The following is a 23,795-nucleotide window of genomic DNA, read 5'->3' on the forward strand; positions in this document are numbered from 1 at the left end:
CGAGAAATATCGTCATAAACCGGGTTGATGAGGTCACGCACTCCCAACAAATAAACGAGTTTTTTTAACAATCACCAATCACCAATCACCAATCACCAATCACCAATCACCAATCACCAATCACCAATCACCAATCACCAATCACCAATTACCAATTACCAATCACCAATTACCAATCACCAATTACCAATTACCAATTACCAATTACCAATTACCAATCACCAATTACCAATCACCAATTACCAATTACCAATTACCAATTACCAATCTGTACATCACTAACTTAAAAATTGCCATAGGATGAATATGTTTCCTAAACCGCTGAATCACTTTGCTACCAAAATTCTCGGCAAAGCTCCATTACAAACTGTGCTCGTGCTTCCTTTTTTAGTGCAAATTGTCGGCACGGTAGGAGTTGTAGGTTGGCTGTCGTTCCAAAACGGTCAGCGCGCGGTCAACGATGTGGCCGCTCAGTTGCGGGGAGAAATTAGCGATCGCATCAAAGACCGCATGGAAAATTATATGTCAATTCCCCACATTGTCAATCACCTGAACGTTCAAGGCGTAAAATTGGGGCAGTTGAACCTAGAAGACCCAAAAAAACTCGAACTTCATTTCCTCGAACAAATTCAATATTTTGATTCTATCAGCATCATTTACGTAGCCCAAGAAAATGGAGATCACTCGGGAGCAATTCGCACTAAAGATCGGACTCTGATATCTGCTGCTGACAGCTCTACTGGCAATAAATTAGCTCGATATACTGCTGACTCTCAGGGAAACCGCGTTGAATTAGTGCAAATTTCACCTAAAATTTACGACCCGCGAATTCGCCCTTGGTACGTAGCAGCGGCGCTAGCAAAAAAACCTGTTTGGACTCCAATTTATACAGATTTCTTGACCAGAGAACTGGCAATTACTGCTGCTTTGCCTATCTACGATGATGCTGGGAAGCTGTTAGGAGTAGCTGGCAGCGATTTGCTGTTTTCCCGCATCAAAGAATTTCTCGTCAGCCTCAAAATTGGCAAGTTTGGACAAACTTTTGTCATGGAGCGATCGGGGATGTTAATTGCTACTTCCACGGCGGGTCAAGAATTCGCGGTGGAAGGTAAAGAAGCCAAACGCATCAAAGCTTCAGCAAGCGAGAATCCGGTAATTCGCCAAACCGCACAGCATTTAGAGAAATCCTACGACAGCTTAGCTCAAATCAAGAATTCTCAACAGCTTACCTTTGATGTTGACGGGAAGCGAAATTTTATTCAAGTAACTCCTTTTCAAGACGATCGGGGGTTAGATTGGCTGATTGTGGTAGTTGTACCCGAGTCCGACTTTATGGAGCAAATTAACGCCAATACGCGCACCACTTTTTTGCTGTCGGTTGCAGCTTTGATCGGGGCGACAATTCTGGGGATTCTTACTGCTAAATGGGTGGTACAGCCGATTTTAAGATTGAATGCGGCGGCGAAAGCTTTGGCGCGGAATGAATGGGATACCAAGCTCACTCTCAATCGCGAAGATGAACTCGGAGAACTGGCCGCTGCTTTTAACAGCATGGCCGAGCAATTGCAGCATTCATTTACTTCGCTATCGGAAAGCGAAAGCCGAGTCAAACAATTTCTCAATGCAGTACCGCTCGGCATTTTTATTGCCGAGCCAAACGGTCAACCTCACTACATTAATCCTACAGGAGAGCAACTTTTAGGTCAAGGAATTGTAGCAGCAGATGCCGAAAATTTGCGCCAAGCTTACAAAGTTTATTTAGCTGGAACTCAGGAAATTTACCCGGCGGAACGCGACCCAGTTTTAAATGCTTTGCAGGGCAAAAGTGTAACTGTTGATGACATAGCAATCTGCTCGACTGACAAAACTGTTCCCCTGCAAGTTTGGGGAACTCCTATTTACGACGCCCAAGGAAATATTATCTACGGGATGTGCGCTTTTCAAAATATTACGGAACGCAAACTAGCGGAGCAACTGTTAAAAGAATATAACCAAAACTTAGCAGTGCAAGTTGCAGAACGCACTGCCGATCTTGCTAAGGCAAAAGAAAAGTTTTCTAAAGCTTTTCGTTCTAGTCCAAATGCGATTACAATCACAAGAATTAGTGACGGATGTCACTTAGAAATCAATGATAGTTTTTGCCGGATGATGGGCTACAATCCCGAAGAAATTATTGGTAAAACAGCAGTTGAACTCAATTTTTGGGCGAGTTTGGGAGAGCGCGACCGCATGATTCAAATGTTAAAAAATAAGACGGCAATTCACAATTACGAGCTGAGATTTCGCAATAAAAATGGTACAGAAAGAACGGCGCTGCTGTCGATCGAAACCATCGATATTGACGGAGAAGCTTGTTTTTTGTCGATATCGAGCGATATTACCGATCGCCAAAAAGCAGAAACCGCCCTCCGCGAAGCAGAAGAAAAGTACCGCAACATTTATGAAAATGCTTTGAATGGCATTTTTCAAACTGCTCGTGACGGAAAATACATCAGCGCTAACCCCGCTTTAGCTGAACTCTACGGTTACGAATCGCCCGCAGAATTAATCGCAGCACAGCCGAATTTCAAAAACCGACTTTACGTGAAACCCAACCGCCGCCGCGAATTTGTAGCGCTGATCGACGAGTACGGAATACTGTCTAACTTTGAATCGGAAATTTATCGTAAAGATGGTAGCATTATCTGGATTTCCGAAAATTGTCGGGCTGTCTGCGATGCGGCAGGAAATCTACTTTACCACGAAGGTTTTATTAAAGACATTACCGATAGCAAACAAGCGGAAATCAAAATGCAGCAGGCGAAAGAAGCCGCCGAAGCAGCTAACAAAGCTAAGAGTACCTTTCTCGCCAATATGAGCCACGAATTGCGATCGCCATTGAACGCAGTCATCGGCTTTGCTCAAGTCATGATCCGCAGTAAAAATCTGTCTCCCGAAAATCAAGAAGATGTCGGAATTATCCTGCGGAGCGGCGAGCATTTGCTGGCTTTAATCAACCAAGTTTTAGATTTGTCAAAAATCGAAGCCGGACGCACTACTATCAATGAAAAAAGCTTCGATTTGTACCGACTGATCGACGATTTAGAAGATATGTTTGCTCTCAAAGCTGAGCAAAAAGGCTTGCAATTAATGTTCGATCGGGACGCCGAAGTTCCCCATTACATTTCCACCGATGAAGTGAAATTGCGCCAAGTCTTAATTAATTTGCTCAACAATTCAATTAAATTTACTGCTGAAGGTGGAGTTTCGGTGCAAGTTAAAGGAGGAAAGCGGAATTTACACAAAAATAGCCCTGATGAATTACCCGGTCGCTACTCGCTCCATTTTGAAGTTCAAGATACTGGTGCAGGCATTGCTGATGAGGAAATCCCTCAGATTTTTGAAGCATTTGTGCAGACAACAACAGGTAAAGATTCTCAGGAAGGAACGGGTTTAGGTTTGGCGATAAGCCGCCAGTTCGTGCAATTAATGGGAGGTGAAATTACTGTTAGCAGCGAGGTCGGAAAGGGTACAATATTTCAGTTTGACATCCAAGTTTATCTGGTTGAAGCTGCCGATATTGAAAGCAAAAAAGCTCAACGTCGAGTTGTTGCCCTCGAACCGAATCAGCCGCGTTACCGCTTGCTAATTGTGGACGACAAACCCCTGAACCGCCAACTGTTGGTAAAACTTCTCAGTCCGCTCGGATTTGAGTTGAGAGAAGCGAATAACGGTCAAGAAGCGGTGGATATTTTTATGGATTGGGAACCCCATCTGATTTGGATGGACATGAGAATGCCCGTGATGGACGGGTACGAGGCAACAAAACAGATTAAAACTACAACTGGCGGGCAAGCAACGGCGATTGTGGCCCTGACTGCTAGTGTTTTGGAGGAAGAACGGGCGGTGATTCTTTCGGCGGGTTGCGATGATTTTATGCGGAAACCTTTCCGAGAAGAGGATATCTTTGCGGCAATCGGGAAACATTTAGGAGTACGCTATATTTATGAAGATCCGACAGCCGTCAGTGTCGCGGGTGTAGGGGAGTCTAGTCAGGAGGTGCTGACACCGGAGGCGATCGCCTCTCTTTCTCCAGACTGGAGGGTTCAATTAAAGCAAAATATTTTGAGTGTGGACATGGAGGCGATCGCCAGTTCGATCGCACAAATCAGCACTGTCAACCCCTCTCTGGCTGGCACGCTTCAAGATTGCATTAATAATTTTGAATATGACAGAATTTTGAACATAATCGATCGTAGCGAAAACCAGTAAATACCGATGAATTCAACTTTACCGAACACCAATCGAGCTAATATTTTAGTAGTGGACGACACGCCACAAAACCTGCGGCTGCTGGCCGGAATTTTGAGCGAAAAAGGCTATCAAGTTCGCCCGGTTCCCAACGGCAAGCTAGCACTGTCTGCCGCTCAAAAAATGCCCCCGGATCTAGTGCTGCTGGATATTATGATGCCGGAGATGGATGGCTATGAAGTTTGTCAGCGGCTCAAAGATTCTGAAGTAACAAAAGACATTCCGGTGATTTTCATCAGTGCGATTAACGACGTGATGGATAAAGTTAAAGCTTTTGGAGTTGGGGGAGTGGACTTTATTACCAAACCATTTCAGGTGGAAGAAGTTTTAGCCCGGATTGAAACTCATTTAAAAATTTGTTCGCTGCAACAAAGTTTGCAAGAAAAAAATCAAGATTTAGCAACTGCTATCTACCAACTTCAAGCCACCCAAGAGCATTTGATTCAATCGGAAAAAATGGCGGCACTGGGACAACTGATTGCCGGCATTGCCCACGAAATCAATACCCCCCTGGGCATTATAGGTTCCTCCATTGATAATATTGCTAATTTCTGGGATGAAAATTTAGAAATAATGCCTCAATTTTTTCAACAACTTTCTGAAGAAAGCCAAGCTTATTTTTTAAGTTTACTCTACAGATCGACCAATCAAGAAACGTTGTTTACCAGTAGAGAGAAGCGGAAATTTAAGCAACAGTTGACGAGGGATTTAATGACAGAATATGTGGAAAATGCTGAAGAAGTTGCCGATACTTTAGTTGATATGGAAATTTACGATAACATAGAACAATTGTTGCCGTTTTTTAAATTGCCGGATTGGGAAGTAGTTTTCTATACTGCTTACCAGTTTGCGAGCTTTAAAAAAAGTATTAGCCTGATCCAAAGAGCGACAGCTAAGTCGGGAAAAGTAGTATTTGCCTTGAAAAGCTACGCTCATTTCGATAGCAATCAAGAAAAAGTCGAGGCGAACTTGCACGACGGCATTGAAACGGTGTTAACCCTTTATCAAAATCAACTGAAACACGGTATAGAAGTAGTTAAAAATTATGGAGATCTGCCGAAAATTATGTGCTATCCTGATGACTTGAATCAAGTTTGGACGAATCTCATTCACAATGCCCTGCAAGCAATGGATTATAAAGGTATTTTGACGATTGAAACTCAGCAGCAAGAGGCAAATATTGTGTTCAAATTTACTGATGATGGCAAAGGTATTCCCCCAGAAGTTATTCCCAAAATTTTTCAGCCATTTTTTACGACTAAATCTGCGGGGGAAGGTAGCGGTTTGGGATTGGACATTGTGAGAAAAATTGTTGACAAACACGAAGGCACAATTGCTGTAGAGTCTGTTCCGGGGCAGACAACCTTTACAGTCTCGCTGCCAGTCTATTAAACAAAACTTACCCCAGTTAAAAAAAAAGAATGCCACTCTCAGCAAGCTGCCAACCCCGATACTCATTAGTGATGCCCAATCGAAAATGTTCAATGCTCGAATGGGTAAATGGTATTACCCCCTGGGGCTGATTCCCGGCAGCGCGAGTGGCTGTCTCGCTGACAAACACAAGATTTATGGCGATCGACTGGGTTTCTTTTGGGAAGTCCTATTAAAATAATAGCAGTTTAAAAAAATGAATGCAACTGTCGGCCCCTGCTCGAAACCCTTATTTCATAAGTGATTCCCCATCTCAAATCTCAATGCGAAAAATGGAAAATCTAAAATGGTATAAGATAGGAGACAGATCTTCTGCATCCTCGCCCGAAATCTCTAACATAGAAGCAAATCATGTCGGTAAACCCACTCAAATAAAAGCAGAGAGTAAAAGATGAATAAGCCTGTAATTCTTTGCGTTGATGATGAACCAGATATCTTGAAGACTCTCAAGATGCAGCTCAAGAATGAATTTAAAGATGATTACTTTTACGAATTAGCAGAAAGTGGTGATGAAGCTTTAGATTTACTTGAGGAGTTTCCAGAAGAAGCTGAGGTGATTGTGGTTGTTTCTGATTGGCTGATGCCGGGAATTAAAGGTGACGAACTGTTAATTAAAGTTCACCAAAAATATCCTAAAATTATTAAGGTGATGTTGACTGGACAAGCGGACCGAGCGGCAGTTCAGCGGGCAGTAGAAGAAGCCGATTTATACTGCTGTTTGTACAAACCGTGGAAGAGCAAAGAGTTAATAGATACGATCAAATCTGGGCTGGCTAAGTTATGAAAAAACCTGTGATTGTTTGTATTGATGATGAACCTGATGTTTTAAACAGTTTAAAGATTGAACTGAAAAAGGCGATCGGGGATCGGTGTATTATTGAAACGGCTGAAGGGGGGGCTGATGCTTTAGAGTTGCTGGCAGATTTGCAGGCTGATGAATACGAGATTGCTTTGGTGCTTTCCGATTATATCATGCCGGATATTAAAGGGGATGAACTGCTTAAAAAAATTCACGAACGCTCGCCGGATACGCTGACTATTATGCTGACGGGGCAAGCTGATTTGCAAGCCCTGAGCAATGCTATCAAGTATGCTAAATTGTACCGTTATATCCCGAAACCTTGGCAAAATGAAGACTTGAAATTAACGGTAGTAGAAGCAGTTCACAGTTACTTGCAAGACCAAAAGTTAACAGATGAAATCCTGAAGAGGCAAGAAGTAAACGAGGAGTTAAAGATAGTAAATGAGGCGCTGTTTGCGAGTGAAAGCCGCCTGAAGCAATTTTTAGCAGCTTTGCCAGTGGGGGTATCTGTTTACAATCGCGATGGCTCGATCGCCTATTTCAACCAGACAGCGCGGGATTTGCTGGGTGCAGACACGATCCCGGAAAGCACTGCGGAACAATTAGCTGCTACTTATCAACTTTATGTTGCCAATACCGATCAGCTTTACCCGCCGGAAAATCTGCCAATTTTGCGTGCACTGAAAGGACAATTTGTCAAGGTTGACGATGTAGAAATCCGTCAAGATGGCAAAATAATTGCGATCGAGATCAATACTACGCCGATTTTTGACGAGAGCGGAAATATTGTTTATGCGATCGCAGCTTTTCAAGATATTAGCGATCGCAAACAAGCCGAAAAAATACTAGCAGATTACCAGCACACCTTAGAAGCCCAAATTGACGAACGCACAGAACAACTGCAACAAGCCGCATTAGCTGCTGAAGCAGCAAACAAAGCTAAAAGCACGTTTCTGGCCAATATGAGCCACGAGTTGCGCACCCCTCTCAATTCCATACTGGGGTTTGCGCAAATCATGGAAGCCAGCCAAAATCTTACTGTCGAAAACCGAGAAAATATGAGAATTATTCGCCGCAGCGGCGAACACTTGCTGACGCTGATCAATGAAGTCTTAGACTTGTCAAAAATCGAAGCGGGGCGGATGATGCTCGACCCGAAAAATTTCGACCTCTACCGCTTGCTTGACGACTTGGAAGATATGTTTCTACTGCGGGCAAAAAATCAAGAATTGCAGTTGCTTTTTCAGCGCGAGGATGACGTTCCCCAGTACGTGCGCACCGATGATATTAAACTGCGGCAAGTGCTGATAAATCTCCTCAGCAATGCCATTAAATTTACGCAAACAGGCGGGATTTTATTAAGAATTAGAAGATTAGAAAGTTCGGGAATTGTTGATTTCTTGGGTAGTCCAACAGCTTGCTTTGATACTACAAAAAGTATTAGGGAGTTTTCGACCGATAGAAGTGATTTGGCAACAGTTGAATTTCAGGAGGAGGCTGAGGATTTAACTTGGGATAGGGTGGTTTTTCTTCAATTTGAAATAGAAGATACAGGAGTTGGCATTTCTCCGGAAGAATTGGGCAATATTTTTAAGGCTTTCGTGCAAACAGAATCAGGTAAAAAAAGTCAGAAAGGCACGGGTTTAGGATTGACGATCAGCCGTGAATTTGTCCGCCTGATGGGAGGAGAAATCGTTGTAGAAAGTCAACTGCAACTCGGCACTACTTTTAAATTGGAAATTCCAGTCGGTGCGGTTTATGTTGCTGATATTCCCGTCGCCCAAATTAACCGCGAAGTTACTGGGTTGGAACCACATCAACCGTGCTACCGAATTTTAATTGTGGACGATACCGAAGACAACCGCCAACTTTTAGTCAAAATGCTTTCTCCCTTGGGTTTCAAGCTGCAACAGGCTAGCAACGGCCGCGAAGCAGTAGAAATGTGGGAAAATTGGCAGCCGCACTTAATTTTGATGGATGTGCGAATGCCCGTGATGGACGGCTACGAAGCTACTAAAGAAATTAGGGACAGAATACAGCAGAGAGAGCAAGAGCAGCAAGGAAGCGGGGAAATGAATATTGCCCATCAAGCATCGCCGATTCCGAAGATTATTGCTTTGACAGCTAGTACGATTGAAGGAAGGCGATCGTTTGCTTTATTGGTCGGCTGCGACGATTTTATTAGCAAACCTTTCCGCAAAACAGATATATTGGATAGCCTCAACAAACATTTGGGTGTGAAGTATCTCTACTCTAATTCAACGGATTTGAGTTCAACAGGCGATCGCCATCATCTATCTGACTCCCCCTCTAATGCTGCGCTTGCTTATTTGCCTACACTTCCCGCAGAATGGATAGATAACATGAGGCAGGTAATCCGCAGTGCTGATTTTGACTTAATTGCCATGACAATCGAGGAATTAAGGGATGCTCATCCTGAATTTGCCGAAATCCTTCAGGGTCATCTCGATAATTTTGATTACCAGAAAATTCTCAATTTAATTGCCGAGGCGGAGGAATCAGATCGTGGAGATGAAGGCGGAACAAACTGAAAACTATCAAGCAGATATTTTAGTAGTTGACGATACGCCAGATAATCTGCGTTTGTTGATTAGAATTTTGCAAAAAAATGGCTATAAAGTTAGACCTGTTACTAATGGTTTTTCTGCCATAGATGCGATTCAATCTAGCGCACCCGACTTAATTTTGCTGGATATTATGATGCCGGATATTAACGGCTATGAACTCTGTAAAAAATTGAAGTTACAACCGCAATTTAGGGAGATTCCCATCATTTTTATCAGCGCGCTAGAAGAAGGAATAGATAAGGCACAAGCTTTTGAAGTGGGCGGAGCAGATTATATCACAAAACCTTTTCAGTTGAAAGAAGTATTGGCGCGAGTGAGCAATCAACTTACTGTGCGTTCCTTGCAAATGCAATTGCAAGAAAACAATCAAAAGTTGACCGCTCAAAATGTCCAGTTGCACCAGGAAATTGCCGAACGCCGCCAGGTTGAAATGGAAACAAGATTGCTGCTGGAGGCTACTCAAGCTATTAGCAAATCTGAGGATTTTGAGTCGGCTATAGATTTAATTTTAGGTTTAATTTGCCAAACTATTGAATGGAATCTGGGCGAAGCTTGGATTCCTAGCAGTGACGGCGTTTTAAGATGTGCTAGAGGCAGGTACGTCAGCGACTCGAGTTTTTCCCAATTCCGAAAGTCAAGTTGGCAGCTAACTTTTGCTCCCGGTGTGGGACTCCCGGGGAGGATTTGGCAGTCGCAGCAGTCTGAATGGATTGAGGATGTTTTTAATGCACCGGAACAAGTTTTTTTGCGATCGGAAATTGCGGTGAATGTGGGATTGAAAGCAGCTTTTGGTTTGCCAATTTTGGCGGACGACCAAGTGTTAGCTATTTTGATTTTTTATCGCGAGAACGTTCTGGAACCTCAGCCGCGCTTGCTGGAATTAGTGAGTGCGGTGGCTACGCAGCTTGGTTCGATGATTCAACGGAAACAAGCTGAAGCAGCGCTGAAATTGCAGCAAGAGCAAACAGAGAAATTGCTGCTGAATATTTTACCGAAACCTATTGCCGATCGCTTGCAAAAAGAACAAAAATTGATCGCGGATCATTTTGATGAGGTGACGGTATTGTTTGCTGATTTGGTGGGTTTTACAGAGTTTTCGGCTCATAAAAGTCCGACGCAGTTGGTAGAAATTTTGAACGGGATTTTCTCGGAGTTCGATAGGTTGTCTGAGTTGCACGGGTTGGAAAAGATTAAGACGATTGGGGATGCTTACATGGTGGTTGGGGGTTTGCCGACTGCGCGGGTGGATCACGCGGAGGCGATCGCACTTTTAGCTTTGGAGATGCAGGCAGCTTTGAGAAAGTTTAATCTCACAATCGGGGAAAATTTTCAATTGCGGATCGGAATTCACAGCGGTTCGGTGGTGGCTGGAATTATTGGGATTAGCAAATTTAGCTATGATTTGTGGGGGGATACTGTGAATGTTGCTTCGCGGATGGAGTCGAACGGATTGCCGGGTAAAATTCAAGTGACTGCGCCGACTTACGAGCGTTTGAAAGAGAAGTTTATTTTTGAAGAACGGGGTCAGATTTCGATTAAAGGTAAAGGAAAAATGCTGACTTATTGGTTGATTGAAGAACCAACTCAATCTATTTAACTTGTTGAGGTAAATTTCTATTAATATTAAAATTAGCTCCCCATACGCTTGGGATCGGCCAGATCTCCTTGGCGCCCCCCTTAAAAAGGGCAGGGCTGATTCATTCTCTTGTAGGGGCATTGTGGCCCCCTGAACAGCCCAGGAGCCTGAAATGACCGACTTGCTCATCGGTGGAGGGGGTAGGCTTTTGTAGGGGCACTACCCCTACAAAAGCCTAATTTTTCTGAGCATGAATCAGCCCTGCTTAAAAAAGGGGAGGACAAGAACTTCATCTTGCGTCCCCCTTAAAAAGCTACCCTGTACACACAAGTCATGAGATCCCCCCGAATTCTTGCCCCCTAGCCCCCCTTAAAAAAGGGGGGAACTGGAGAAAAATCTTTCTTTCGTCCCCCTGCGTGAGAGGGGGAGTAGGGGGTATGCGAGGGGGATCGAAAGGCTATGACGTTAGTTTTTCAAGTTGTGTGTCCACGGTAGCCTTAAAAAGGGAAATGCGAGGGGGATCTCCGGGCAATAAAAATTGTTAACCCAAGCGTATTAAAATTAGATCTAAATTGCACTTTATGGAGGGCTAATCCTTTGCAAACAGTTGAAACAAAATCGCCGACAGCATTGAAAAGAGTCCTAGTTATTTTAATATCACTGGTAGCGGTAGCGGTGCTGTCGATCGCTACTTTTGTCCTAATTCCCGGAGAAAAAACCATGTTTGCTGGAAAAAGACCTGCCAATATCGGCATTGTGTCAGGAAAACTCGCCGCGTGCCCTGCTTCCCCCAACTGCGTCAGCAGCTTCAGTCAAGATGCTGAACACCAAATTGAGCCTTTGGCCTACATTTCGTCGCCGAAAGAAGCAATGGCTAAGCTCAAAGGGGCGATCGAGTCCTCTGCAAAAACTAAGATTATCACCGCCACTGATAATTACCTGTATGCTGAGTTCACCAGTTCTTTGATGGGGTTTGTGGATGATGTGGAATTTTTGGTAGATGATGCAGCAAAAGTCATCCACGTGCGATCGGCTTCGCGTTTGGGACAGTCGGATTTAGGAGTTAACCGCAAAAGGATAGAAACCATCAGATCTCAACTAAATTAAGTGCGAGCATAATTTCTAGGTGTTAACACAGCCCCGTCCTGTTTGCAGGAGGGGCTTTGATTTTGCTACCTCACAGCGCACGGCGCTTGGGGGCGCTAACCGAGTCAAACTTTCCTCAACACCAAGCGGGATCAAGAAAATAAGGCAATTTTAAGCGGCTTATCTTCACACTCTGGCTCGATCGCGTGAAATTTTGTAAAGCAGCGGTTTCAACAGCCGTGTCTTCTCAACCCAAATATAATAGCTGAGTTCGTTCAATCGCACCCGGCTGTATTCCTATAGTATTAAACGCCCTAGATTGTACACTTCAGACTTTAGGGAGAGGGAACTAAACCATTTAATTTCTACTATTAAGTTAACCAGATAAATGAGGAAAAAAACTATGGCACTTCAAAGAATTGCAGATTTTGAGCCTAACTATAAAGAAGAGATTTTTGCTGGAGACGACATCAAGGGATTTGATGTTTATGCTGGCGACTCTGATGAAAAAGTAGGCACAGTTTATGATGCTTTGGTTGATGAAACGGGTCGTTTTCGCTATTTGGTAGTGGATACCGGTATTTGGATTTTTGGCAAAAAAGTATTGCTGCCGATCGGCTCTGCCCGCTTCGACTATGGTGCGCGTCGCGTCCACGCCACAGGCCTTCGCAGCAAAGCTCAAGCAGAACAACTGCCTGCTTACAACGAATTAGAACCAGTAGACTACGATGGCGAAGAACAGGTAAGAGGCGTCTACCGCAATCAAGCCGCACCAGCAGCAGTCACCCCAGCAGCAGCCACCCCAGCAGTTCCTGCTAGCTACGATCGCAGCAACTACAACTACGATATGGATCGCCCCCTGTACGAAACCAACGAACAGAACCACCAAAATCTCAAGCTTTATGAAGAACGCTTGATTGCTAACAAAAACCGCGCCAAAACAGGCGAAGTAGCAGTTGGTAAGCGCGTGGAAACTGAAACAGCGCGAGCTTCAGTACCCATTGAAAAAGAACGAGTCGTAATCGAGCGAGTAACGCCCGTAGAAGCGGGTCGAGTAGTTTCAGTCGGTGAGGCTGACTTCCAATCAGGGGAAGTTGCACGCATGGAAGTCTACGAAGAAACGGCCGACATTCACAAGGAAGCCTACGTGCGCGAAGAAGTCAACGTCAGAAAAGAAGTTGTTCGCACCACGGTTGACGCGGAAGAAACCTTGCGCCGTGAAGAATTAGAGATTAAGACCGATGGCACTCCGGTTGTAGATAACAAAACTATCTAAACCAACCGCAGCAGGTATAGCAGAGGAATTGCGCATTCATCACATCACGCTGTCACCGCACAGGTTTGAAAGGTTGTGGTATCGCGCAATTCTTAGGTGACGCAATACGCTTGGGTTAAGCCAGAGCCCCCCTAGCCCCCCTTAAGAAAGGGGGGAAAAGAGTATTCTTAAAGTCCCCCTTTTTAAGGGGGATTTAGGGGGTTCTCCGAGGACTAAACAGTTTTAACCCAAGCGTATTCCTATATAACGGCGGGTGGAGTGCGAAACTTGTCGGTTTTTGGCAAAGTTTATGCACTTTCCCCGCCTTTACCAATTCGCCCCAATTGATAATAAAAAGCCCTAAGTAGGAAAGTTTTAAACATGAACGGTCAAGCATCAGCCGGAAAAATAGCAACTGCCAAATCTACTACCCGTCTCAACCGGGTGCCGGAAAAAGTCAGAACTAAGCTAAAAAGTTTTACAGTCAAAGACAATCAAGGTCACTTAGCAGGCAAAATAAAAGATGTCTATTTTGATGGTAACGGTCAGCTAAATTTTGTGGTGGCGGGGCTAGGTAGGGAAAACTCCCGCGTTTTTTTAGTAAGTATTAAGCTGCTGCAAAAAGTGGATTATCACCAAAAATCCTTATTTTTAAGTATTAATCCCGAGCAGATAGACCTGCTGCCGGGAATTTCGGAAAATGCCGATCGTCACTCTTTAGAAAATTCCTCAGAAGTGCTGAGTGAATTTAGCAACATCCACTCCAGCAATCCCTCAACACCTATGCTAAATCAAACAGAGGCCGATCGCAAAAATGAACATTTAGAGACAGATGAGGACGAGGAAGACTTGGATATTGTCGATCGAGAAGTAATTCGCCTGCTAGAAGAACGATTGGTGATCAATCGCAGCAAGCGCAAAGTGGGCGAAGTCATTGTCCGCAAAGAAATTGAGACTCGGATGGTACAAGTGCCGATCCAGTGGGAAAAGTTGATTGTCGAACAAGTCGGCGACGATCCCAAGGTGTTGGCCGAAATAGATTTGGGCGAGGGGAACATCACCGGTATAGATTTGACGGAGATTAAGAGCGATCGCCAGGAACCGACAGTTAAGGCTGAATTTACGTCTGTGCAGAAAGCTAGCAAAATCTTAAATGCGATCGCCTCTCAACCCCGCCACGGTTGCGTCAAAGTCCGCCTCGAACTCGTTCTGGAAGACAAGCAACTGGAGGAGACTTACCAAAAATGGATGACGGAAAGCCACTCAAATGACCAAAATCAACTTAGTTTGTAGTCAGGACTTTAGTCTTCAGATTTTGACTCTTGACTAAAGTCCGAACGATCGAACACCTTGAAATTTTGAGCGATCGGCAACTCGACCAGATTGTACCGACTTGCGGTAAACTTGGGCTAGTCAAATTTAGAAATATTTGAAAATGCCCAGCACCATCTCCGACATTAACGTAAAAACCATCGCAGGCACAGACAAGCAGCTAGGAGAGTACGCCGGCCAGGTACTCTTGATAGTTAACGTAGCTTCCAAATGCGGCTATACACCTCAATACAAAGGACTCGAAGAATTGAGCCAGAAGTACGGCGCTGCGGGCCTTTGTGTGTTAGGATTTCCCTGCAACGACTTCGGAGCTCAAGAACCCGGAAGCAACGCAGAAATCGTCAATTTCTGTACTACAAAATACGGCGTCAGCTTTGAATTATTTGACAAAGTAAGCGCTAAAGGCAGTCAGCAGCACCCGCTGTACGCTAAGCTGACAAGTGCAGTCGAGCCCAAGGGTGAGGTTTCCTGGAATTTTGAGAAATTCTTAGTTAGCAAACAAGGTGAAGTGGTTGCCAGATTCCGCAGCAGCGTGGGCCCTGATTCGCCCGAATTAATCGCTGCGATTGAGCGAGAATTGGCAAAATAAGAAGTTCGATAACGGATTTTTCAACCAATGTAACGGATGGATGTTTAGTTATTGTAGGGTGCGTCAGGGCTGAATGTTTTGCATACAGACTAATAATTTTCCCCCTGACCCACCCTACTACTATTAGTTATGGTAGGGTGCGTCAGGGCTGAATGTTTTGCATACAGACTAACAATTTTTCCCCTGACGCACCCTACGGTTAGTTAGCTTGTTTTTTTCTGATCTTCCTCATTGTTGACAAGCAATCAGCAATTAATAAATACTGATGATTGGATTTAATTGGAGAATGGTTTAATTTAATGGAAAATACATCGGGATTAGATTTAGCTGTAGGTTTACTGGCGTTCGCGATTCTCGGAGGCGGGCTGGCGATGCTCTTTGTAGGTATGGCATCGTTCCCTAAAGAAAAGTAACAACAATTGAGATTAAGTCCTCACGATCAAACTTAAAATTGGTTCGTAGTGAGGACTTCAGTCCTCATAGAAATCTGAGGACTGAAGTCCTCACTACAAACTTAGAATACATTTCACAGCATCCAATTTTAACACTAGCAATTGACAACCATGCAAACTACCGACAGCACCGTCAAAATTGTCCTCGCGCCGGGGAACTTGCGCCGCGTTCACCATATCGCTTTAAACGTGCGAGACATGAAGGCTTCCCGCCACTTTTACGGTACAATTCTCGGCTTGCACGAACTCACAGGTGCAGACATTCCCGCAAGTTTAACAGAAATGGTAGCTGCTGGTAAAGTCGCTAATTTCATCACTCCAGACGGGACTGTGATTGACTTATTTTGGCAGCCAGATTTGGAACCGCCAAACCCAGATCCCCAGAAACCTTTTACTCGCGCTAACCACTTGGCCTTCCATATCGATCGCGATTTGTTCGATCGCGCTTTGGAAGTGCTAAAGTCAAATGAAATTGCGATCGACAGCGGCCCCGTCACGCGCGCTACAGGACGCGGAATTTACTTCTACGATCCCGATGGATTTATCATCGAAATCCGCTGCGATCCAGCTTAAACAAGCCCTAGCAGCCTCGCGGTGCGCAGTGCAGATCCTACAGACGCGAGTTGTTTCACTTTGGATCTTTGCTAATAGGTGGCTTTGGCCAAGTAAACCGAAAAGTTGCTCCCTCACCTTCGGCCGATTCCAGAGAAATAGTGCCGCCTTGACCTTCGACAATCTTCTTCACTAGCGACAAACCAATCCCAGTATTTTCAACTTTATCGCGAGCTTCCAATGTCTGAAAAATCACAAAAACTTTATCGTGATATTGAGGAGCAATCCCGGGCCCGTCATCAGCTACAGCAAACTCGTAAAAAGTCTCTAACTCCTTAAACGATATGTTTACGCGGCCGAATTCATTTCTCTTGTGTTTGATGGCGTTGCTAATTAAATTAGAAAAAACTTGCTGCAACGCCAATTTTTCGGTCACAAAAGTTGGCATTCCCGGTTCAACTTTCACCTCAAATCCCGAGGGCGGCGCCAAAGAATCAATTATTTCTGCTAATAATTTCCCAACTTTTACCGTTTCTGAAGCTACTTGAATGCGTCCGACGCGGGAATATTGCAGCAGTCCCTCAATCAATGATTCCATCCTGTGAACTCTGCCGCGCAGCAGGTTCATTTGGTGCAGAGTATCCTCTGTCATTGAGTCGCTGAGGTCTTCTTCTATCCAACTGCTGAGATTTGCGATCGCCCTGAGCGGCGCTTTCAAATCGTGAGAAACTACATAAGCAAACTGGTCTAATTCTTGATTGCGCTTTCTCACAACATTCATGGTTTGAGCCAGCGATTTCGCCGTCCAACTCAATTCTTCAGCGCGCAACCGCAGCGATTCCTCAGCTTCTTTGCGTTTGCTAATATCTTCGATCACACCCATCAGAAATTGAGTGCCATTTTGTTCTTGCAGCAGCGAAACCGTCAAGTTTACCCATACTAACTCTCCGTCTTTGCAGACATAGCGCTTTTCTATACAGTAATTATCAATTTCTTCTGCTAACAATTGGCCTAAAAGTTCCAGTTCGTTTCCTAAATCTTCCCCAAAAGTAATATCCTGAAATTTTTTAGCCATCAATTCTTGACGGCTGTAGCCGACAATTTCGCAAAGTTTTTGATTGACTAACAGCAACTTGCCATCCACACTGGCTTGAGCCATGCCGACTGCTGCTTGTTCAAAAGTATCGCGAAACCGCTGCGCGCTTTCGGCTAAAGCAATTTCTGAGCGTTTGCGATCGCTAATATCGTTGCTGATTTCCAAAATAGCCAGCGGTTTATCTTCCTCGTCGCGCTGCAAAGTCCACCGACTCGCCACCGTGATTTTTGTGCCGTCTTGCTTGGTGCGCACCAGTTCGCCTTGCCAATATCCCCGCTCGAAAAATACTTTGTGAATTTCCTCGAAAGGCTGCGTCCATTCTGTGCGCAAAAGCTCGTGAATATTTTTTCCGATTGCTTCCGACTTCCGCCACCCGTAGAGCCACTTAGCCCCCAAATTCCAATAATAAATCACCCCGTTCAAGTCGAGTACCGCGATCGTATCGTTCGCCAAATCCAGCATTTGCGCTTGCTTGCGGAGAGTTTCTTCAGCTTGTTTCCTTCCTCCCGCATCGCGGCAAATTGCAATTAACAAGCGTTGATTTGCCAGACGCATTTCGCTGATGGAAAGCTCCATCGGAAACTTTGTTCCGTCGCTGCGGACTCCCACTGTTTCTTGCTGGTAAGTCTTCAGCTTAGCATCGGGATTTAACATAAAATATTCGATCGCATAATCCCCCGCACTGCTGTCCGGCTGCGGTTGAGCTATCAGCCGGCGCAGGTTCGAGCCAATTGTGCGATCGGCTTTTTCGCCAAAAATCCGTTCTGCTGCCGCATTAAAAGACTCAATATTTCCCGATTCGTCCAAAGTAATAATGCCGTCTGCCGCATTATCTACCACAGCTTGAATGCGAGTTTTACTTTCTTCCAAGCCTGCTTGCCGCTTCCTCAATTCCTGCTCTAAACTATTAAATAAATACCAGGCAGCCGCTCCCCCCAAACAGCCTACCACCAAACCAGCAACTTGCACGAAATTAGTTAAATCTCTCAACTCCCGTATTTTTTGCTCTTGAGCTTTCTGGTAGGCTTCGCTGGCATCAGCAAACGCATCAATTTTGTCGCGCTGCTTATCCATCTTCAACTTGCCTTGAGCGAACAACTCAACTCTTGCCGAAGACTGCACTTTTGTTGCCGAACTATCGAGCTTATTCAAACTATTTTGCAAGAAATTTATTTGCTGTTCGGTGATTTTTTTTATTTCTTCAAATTCCAGAGCTTGCAGTTGATTTCCTCGAACCATAACCTGAAGTTTTGCCAGCAGCGGAGGCAAACTCTTTTTTGCTTCTAAGTAGGGTTCGAGAAATTCGCGGCGCTTCGTCAACCCGTAACCCCGAATGCCTGTTTCCGCATCCACCACCGCCGTTAACAGGCGGTTGGTTTCCTGAAGTATTGCTTTATTAGTATCTATTCGCCTTCTTACTTGTATGGAAGTATCCCGGAGTCCTGCAATTGCACTCAGCGAAGCAAACAGACAAATCACGGGGATAGCAACGATGACTGTTCCCCGCTGGCGAATTGGTCGGTCTGTCCAGACAAAGTGGACGAAGCGATCGAGCAAATACTTCACGGATATTGTGAGGAGAAAGTTTGCTGTCAGTATATCGCTTTTTGGCAATTTATGCTAGGGATAAGTTCGTTTTTTTTGTTTGGCGATCGCCCGGGCGCAACCGTGGAAGCTAGATTATGCCCCGGCGATGGCTAGCTACTGACAGTGACAGCCGATTTTTTAGCAAGCTTTTTAAGCGGAGGCAAGGAGAAGGAAAAGCGTTTTTTCGGCAGCGAGACAGCCGGCGCAGCAGAAAGACTTGTTTCTACTTTACTTTCGTTTTCGCTTTCGGCTTTGGGTTTCAAACTAGAGTCTGTTTCGCAAACATTCTGAACTGTGGGAACTACAGTCCATTTGCCTGTAGCGGGATCGCGATAAGAAGTGAAAGGATTTATTTTTAGCGGTTGACTGCAAGGTTTAATCATCTCGATGCACTCCTTTGATTTTGAGAACTTCTGCACTGATGAAGGCTTCAAACTGCTATCTCGGCAGTAGAGGCAGCAGTTTGAAGGCAAAAAGCAGAATTGTGTTTCTGCCTTCAGAGACCTTTGGTAATTCCTGATGTCCTGTTAACTTTTGCCTTCTACTGGTTAGCGACCATAGCATTACTTTTACCAAATTGCCTTTCTACAAGCAATACCCCACCCCCCCTTAATCAGGTTGATGTGCGACTTGTCTGCCGCAAGGCGCTATATCCTGGTTGTGGCACAAGTTTGGGATAATGCAGGTATTCTAGGCTGGGAAAAAATGCGACAGTGCGATCGGCAACAGAGGTCGATCGCGATCGGTGTCACAATTAACAAGTCAGTTGTCATTGGGCATTGGCCAAGCAGGGCATGGGGCATGGGGCATAGGGCATCGGCCAAACAGGGCAGTGGGGAATTGGCCCGCGCAGGCCAAACAGGGAATTGAGAATTGGTAATTGGTAATTGGTAATTGGGAATTAAAAAATCTCGCTTTTAGAGTCGTTATTCTTTACCAAGCCATTACTGGTAACGAGTTAAATGACCGATTACTCATTATCGATTACTCATTATCGATTACTCATTACCGATTACTCATTATCGATTACCGATTATCGATTACTCATTATCGATTACTCATTATCGATTACTCATTATCGATTACCGATTACCGATTACCGATTACTCATTATCAATTATCAATTATCGATTACCGATTACCGATTACCGATTACCGATTACCTGTTTGCCCAATGCCCCATGCCCCATGCCCCATGCCCCATGCCCAATTCCCATTACCAATGACAACTGACAAATGACAAATGACTACTGACTAATATCTACTTTGACCTTTAATTGAACAGTAAAAGTAGAGCCAACACCTAACTGACTCTCAAGAGTGATATCGCCACCCATCATCTGGCAAAACAAGCGGCTAATCGCCAATCCCAAACCAGTGCCTCCGTACTTGCGAGTAGTCGAAGCATCCCCTTGCATAAAAGGTTGAAACAAACCCTGCTGCTGTTGTTCAGACATTCCAATCCCCGTATCAGATACTTGCAAATAAACCCAATCGCTATCGCCTGCTGGCTCGCGAGTGGCGCCCAACAGCACCGTTCCACCTTCGGTAAACTTGAGGGCATTTGAGAGCAAATTAAACAAAATTTGCCTGACTTTAGTTAAATCTGCATACATTACTCCCAAATTTGGAGAGCAAGAAACTTCTAATTGATTGTGATTTTTTTCAACTAAAGGGTGCAAAGTTGCAACAACTTCTTCTATTAAATTGCCGAGGTCAAATTCTTCTAAGTAAACCTCCATCCGACCGGCTTCTATCTTAGAAAGGTCGAGAATATCGTTAATTAAAGTCAGCAAGTGTTTGCCGGCGTTACGAATTTTTTGGGTATCGGGGATGAAGTCATCGAGTCCGGAGTCCAGTGCTTCTTCTTCTAGCATTTCGCTGTAACCGATAATCGCGTTGAGCGGCGTCCGCAGTTCGTGGCTCATATTGGCTAAAAAAGTGCTTTTAGCTCTGGAAGCTGCTTCTGCTTTGTGTAAGGCTTCTTGCAAGGCGATTTCGGCTCTTTTGCGCTCGGCAATTTCGCTGCGGAGCAGTTGATTGGTGGCGGTGATTTGAGCGGTGCGCTGATCGACGGTCATTTCTAGCTGCGCTTTGGCTTTGGAGAGTGCTTCCTGAGCTCGCTGGCGTTCAAATCCTTCGATCGCCAGCGCGACTAAATTTGCTAAAGAATCGGCGAAGGTGCGTTCCTCCAAAGCCCACTGGCGGGGCGCGCCGATATGTTCTAGAGAGAGGATGCCGACGATCTGGCCGCCGAGCCTAATTGCTACATTTAAGATCGATGAGTTTGGCTTGTTCTTATGCGGCAGGACACCGGAATGTTCGGCGATCGATGATAAGTGGCACAAATTTGTTTCGATCGAGTTTTGAGTGTGCGGCGCCGGTTCTAAACCATTGTCTTCAGCTAGATTTTCGCCCGGTGCGTCGTCTTGTATATCTAAAATTGAAAATTTTAAATCGCTTGCTGATATGCACTGGCGGCTCAAATGATGCTCGCAGGTGCGATCGTACAAGTCGAGACAAACTAATTTGAGGTTGGGGATTTTAAATTGAGAATGATTGACTGACTCGTTATCGTTTTGGGGGGCCGCCTCTGGATCGAGACATTCTTTTTGGTTGTGGGCGATCGCTCTGTGGGTAAAATTTAGCTGAGGATCGATCGGGTAGCCAGTGCCAAATTTGTCGTGGTTGTAAAGCCAGACGCTGACTTTTTCCACCTCCAAAGTGCGGGCGGCAGCCTCGGTAATTTCGCGAATTCCCACAGTCAGCGCACCGCTGTTGAGAGTCCTCTGCCTACCTAGCTGCAACAAAGCCAGACTCTGACGGCGCAGCCGCTTTTCGCTCTCTAGGAGAATTTTTTCTGCTTCCTTGCGCTGGGTGAGGTCGTACAAGGCGCACAATGCCGTCGGCTGACCGTTGAACAGCAGCGACTGAACTGAGATCGTTGCCCAGAAAGGCGTTCCGTCTGACTTTTTGCAGTGGAGTTCGTAGTGTTGGAGGTATCCCTCTTGGGCGAGGGCATTGAGTACAAGCGGGCGATCGCCGGGGTTGAGGTAAAAGTCTGGAGTGCAGCAGCCGATCAATTCTTCTAGAGGTATGTTTAGCAGAGAAGCCAATTGAGCGTTTGCATACAAAATTAAGCCGTCCGAGAGGCGAGAAACCAATACCGGAACGGGAGTTGCCGAGGCGATCGCCCGAAACTGCTGTTCGCTTTCGCGCACTGCCAGCTCAGCTTTAGAGAGCAAGTGAGCTTCCATCGTATCCGAATGTTGGGTGGTAGTCTCCAGCAAGATTTCTAGATCGGACTTTTCGCGTTTCAAGTTTTCAAGTTCCGCACTCAGTCGCTGAACGTCCAAAAGTAGCTGTTCTCTCGATGGTTCTTCCTGCATAGCAATTGAAAATTGGTTATTTTTAGTCTGAGAAAGAAGTTTTTGCGGTTTGCTGCTAACTTAACTATGACTTATTCGCATTAAGTTCAGGTGCCCTCATCCTGGTTCCCGGAGGCGGGACAGGCGAACACCTTTACCTTGTGCAATTTACTATTCCAATTCTAAGTGCAAGGAAGGCATCAGCCGCTGCAAGTTTTTCAGCGATTTTCCCTGCCAGGGTATCTGTTTTGAGCCTTGTATGGCGATTTGAATATTTTTTTGCTGGCGCACTTTGATGACAAATTTTGATATAATGTTAATTCCTGAACTATTTAAAAATTCGAGTTTTCGCAAGTCTAGAGTAATGGTATTGGGCGCAGAGTCCGCCACTTCGTTGAGCAGATCGACGATCGGCGCGTATTCTTCGATCTGGCTGAGCCGAAACGAGCCGCAGCAGGTAACTGTTTGGGTAGCGCGATCGTACTCGATGGTGTAATCTTTGGTCTGAATATCCATACTTTTGTCAGTTGTCGGTTGTGAGCGGTAAAGGAGCCAAAGCTCGGGGAGCGAGGATGGAGCGTCAGTCGATTTTCCATTTTTCGATTTGAGATTGGGGCATTGGAGATTTGAGATTTACTTGCAGCATTGAATGTGGGAGCAGGAACTTCGAGCTAAAATTTTGGGCGGCTGGCGACTCCTGTCGGGAGCTGGTATCGCTTTTTGGGATCTGGTGAGGCTGGCACGAGCGAATTTCTGCCGTTTGTCTTTGTTGGTGTAACTTGCACTAGATCTACTGCCAACTGTATCATTGCCACAGGGCAGTTATGAGTTATTTGGGGATTTCTCAGTTGCGATACCAGTTTTAAACAAGAATGCAACTGTAGACCCGCTCTCAACCCTGGTAGTCATCAGTCATTGCCAATTCTTCAAGTCTTTAATCTCCCATCTAAAATTGTATGAGTTGTGGGGTTGACGAGACCAGCTTTTGCTGAAGTTCCGAATTATCAATTCGGTTTTTTTTCTCAAATTACTATTGACAAAATCACCCAAATGTGAGAGATATTTCATATTCTTGCACCGCAGTGAGTAGGAGAATATTTAATGGCCATTTCAGAAATTACAGAAAAGCTTTTGGCTGCTAAAAAAGCTAAGGGAATTAGTTTTGCCGAATTGGAAAAAGTTTTGGGTCGCGACGAAGTTTGGATTGCTGCGGTTATTTACCGTCAAGCTACTGCATCGGTCGATGAAGCCGAAAAAATTGTCTCGGCTTTGGGATTGGATAGCGAGACGGCTGCGGTGCTGTGCGAACCTCCGTTAAAAGGTTCTTTGGATGCAGCAGTTCCAGTTGACCCGCTGATTTATCGCTTCTATGAAATTATGCAGGTGTACGGGATGCCGCTCAAAGCAGTGATCCACGAAAAATTTGGTGACGGGATTATGAGCGCGATCGACTTTACTTTGGATGTTGAGAAAGAAGCCGACCCCAAAGGCGATCGAGTGAAAATAATTATGTCGGGAAAATTTTTGGAATACAAAAAATGGTAAGCCAGTGCAGCTTTGCTTCCAGGGAAAATAAAAAAATCAAAATTTGGTTGCATGAGTCATGACTAATGACTCATGGCTCAAAAGTGTTAACTTAGAAATAGAGAACGCGAAGCTCGATCGGGCAAAAAACCGAGACAAGCCCCTGACTTAACTCGTGTAGAGCCCTAAGTTTTAGACGAAGGTTCAACCTCCAAAATTTATCCGTGGAGTAAATCTCAAATCTAAAATCGTTCGACTGAGCGAAGT

The 23,795-nt window shown here is 44.9% G+C and carries 17 protein-coding genes; 13 read left to right on the forward strand and 4 right to left on the reverse strand.

Translation table 11 applies throughout. From position 1 onward, the window contains the following. Window positions 1–306: 306 nt before the first annotated feature. The 11 genes from QUB64_RS19185 to QUB64_RS19235 all read left to right on the forward strand — a co-directional run bounded on the left by QUB64_RS19185 (window position 307) and on the right by QUB64_RS19235 (window position 15,974). Window positions 307–4,251: a PAS domain S-box protein gene (locus QUB64_RS19185; protein ID WP_442921680.1), complete on the forward strand. Its 3,945-nt coding sequence runs from the start codon at window positions 307–309 to the stop codon at window positions 4,249–4,251. A 6-nt stretch (window positions 4,252–4,257) separates the two neighbouring features. Next, window positions 4,258–5,682, forward strand: coding sequence for a hybrid sensor histidine kinase/response regulator (locus QUB64_RS19190; RefSeq protein WP_333273550.1), 1,425 nt, complete (start codon window positions 4,258–4,260; stop codon window positions 5,680–5,682). A 430-nt stretch (window positions 5,683–6,112) separates the two neighbouring features. Further along, window positions 6,113–6,505: a response regulator gene (locus tag QUB64_RS19195; protein ID WP_333273552.1), complete on the forward strand. Its 393-nt coding sequence runs from the start codon at window positions 6,113–6,115 to the stop codon at window positions 6,503–6,505. Continuing rightward, complete coding sequence (locus tag QUB64_RS19200; protein ID WP_333273555.1) at window positions 6,502–9,075, forward strand: response regulator; 2,574 nt, start codon at window positions 6,502–6,504, stop codon at window positions 9,073–9,075. Before QUB64_RS19195 ends, QUB64_RS19200 begins: the two co-directional genes overlap by 4 nt. Continuing rightward, window positions 9,050–10,708, forward strand: coding sequence for an adenylate/guanylate cyclase domain-containing protein (locus tag QUB64_RS19205; RefSeq protein WP_333273557.1), 1,659 nt, complete (start codon window positions 9,050–9,052; stop codon window positions 10,706–10,708). Before QUB64_RS19200 ends, QUB64_RS19205 begins: the two co-directional genes overlap by 26 nt. A 576-nt stretch (window positions 10,709–11,284) precedes the next feature. Continuing rightward, the gene (locus QUB64_RS19210; RefSeq protein WP_333273560.1) at window positions 11,285–11,794 is read left to right on the forward strand and encodes a DUF1499 domain-containing protein; all 510 of its coding nucleotides are present in this window, start codon (window positions 11,285–11,287) and stop codon (window positions 11,792–11,794) included. Window positions 11,795–12,176: 382 nt separating this feature from the next. Beyond that, a complete protein-coding gene (locus QUB64_RS19215; RefSeq protein ID WP_333273565.1) occupies window positions 12,177–13,049 on the forward strand; it encodes a DUF2382 domain-containing protein in 873 nt (290 codons plus the stop codon). Window positions 13,050–13,409: 360 nt separating this feature from the next. Beyond that, on the forward strand, window positions 13,410–14,321 hold the full coding sequence (locus QUB64_RS19220; protein WP_333273568.1) for a YsnF/AvaK domain-containing protein: 912 nt from the start codon (window positions 13,410–13,412) through the stop codon (window positions 14,319–14,321). Window positions 14,322–14,463: 142 nt separating this feature from the next. Continuing rightward, window positions 14,464–14,949, forward strand: coding sequence for a glutathione peroxidase (locus tag QUB64_RS19225; RefSeq protein WP_333273571.1), 486 nt, complete (start codon window positions 14,464–14,466; stop codon window positions 14,947–14,949). Between the two features lie 269 nt (window positions 14,950–15,218). Continuing rightward, entirely contained in the window at window positions 15,219–15,362 is a 144-nt protein-coding gene (locus tag QUB64_RS19230) for a hypothetical protein (protein ID WP_293337446.1), read from the forward strand. A 150-nt stretch (window positions 15,363–15,512) separates the two neighbouring features. Then, window positions 15,513–15,974 (forward strand): VOC family protein, encoded by a 462-nt coding sequence (locus tag QUB64_RS19235; RefSeq protein WP_333273578.1) that lies wholly within the window; start codon window positions 15,513–15,515, stop codon window positions 15,972–15,974. 55 nt (window positions 15,975–16,029) lie between these two features. Here the strand turns inward: QUB64_RS19235 and QUB64_RS19240 are convergent, their stop codons facing one another. Both QUB64_RS19240 and QUB64_RS19245 read right to left on the reverse strand, forming a co-directional pair. Next, the gene (locus QUB64_RS19240; RefSeq protein WP_333273581.1) at window positions 16,030–18,663 is read right to left on the reverse strand and encodes a PAS domain S-box protein; all 2,634 of its coding nucleotides are present in this window, start codon (window positions 18,661–18,663) and stop codon (window positions 16,030–16,032) included. An 83-nt stretch (window positions 18,664–18,746) separates the two neighbouring features. Beyond that, window positions 18,747–19,019 carry a hypothetical protein gene (locus QUB64_RS19245; RefSeq protein ID WP_333273584.1) on the reverse strand — a complete coding sequence of 91 codons (273 nt, stop codon included), beginning with the start codon at window positions 19,017–19,019 and terminating at the stop codon, window positions 18,747–18,749. 238 nt (window positions 19,020–19,257) lie between these two features. On the opposite strand from QUB64_RS19245, the gene QUB64_RS19250 reads away from it, so the two are divergent. Further along, window positions 19,258–19,506, forward strand: a complete 249-nt coding sequence (locus tag QUB64_RS19250) for a hypothetical protein (protein WP_333273587.1) — start codon at window positions 19,258–19,260, stop codon at window positions 19,504–19,506. A gap of 377 nt (window positions 19,507–19,883) precedes the next feature. On the opposite strand, the gene QUB64_RS19255 is transcribed toward QUB64_RS19250, so the two are convergent. Together QUB64_RS19255 and QUB64_RS19260 are read right to left on the reverse strand one after the other, a co-directional pair. Beyond that, window positions 19,884–22,025, reverse strand: coding sequence for a sensor histidine kinase (locus QUB64_RS19255; RefSeq protein WP_333273590.1), 2,142 nt, complete (start codon window positions 22,023–22,025; stop codon window positions 19,884–19,886). Window positions 22,026–22,175: 150 nt separating this feature from the next. Then, window positions 22,176–22,520, reverse strand: coding sequence for a slr1659 superfamily regulator (locus tag QUB64_RS19260; protein WP_333273593.1), 345 nt, complete (start codon window positions 22,518–22,520; stop codon window positions 22,176–22,178). Window positions 22,521–23,105: 585 nt separating this feature from the next. On the opposite strand from QUB64_RS19260, the gene cynS reads away from it, so the two are divergent. Beyond that, the gene (gene cynS / locus QUB64_RS19265) at window positions 23,106–23,549 is read left to right on the forward strand and encodes a cyanase (RefSeq protein ID WP_333273596.1); all 444 of its coding nucleotides are present in this window, start codon (window positions 23,106–23,108) and stop codon (window positions 23,547–23,549) included. Window positions 23,550–23,795: the final 246 nt, after the last annotated feature.

The organism is Microcoleus sp. Aus8_D2, assembly GCF_036702665.1.
Lineage (GTDB): Bacteria > Cyanobacteriota > Cyanobacteriia > Cyanobacteriales > Microcoleaceae > Microcoleus.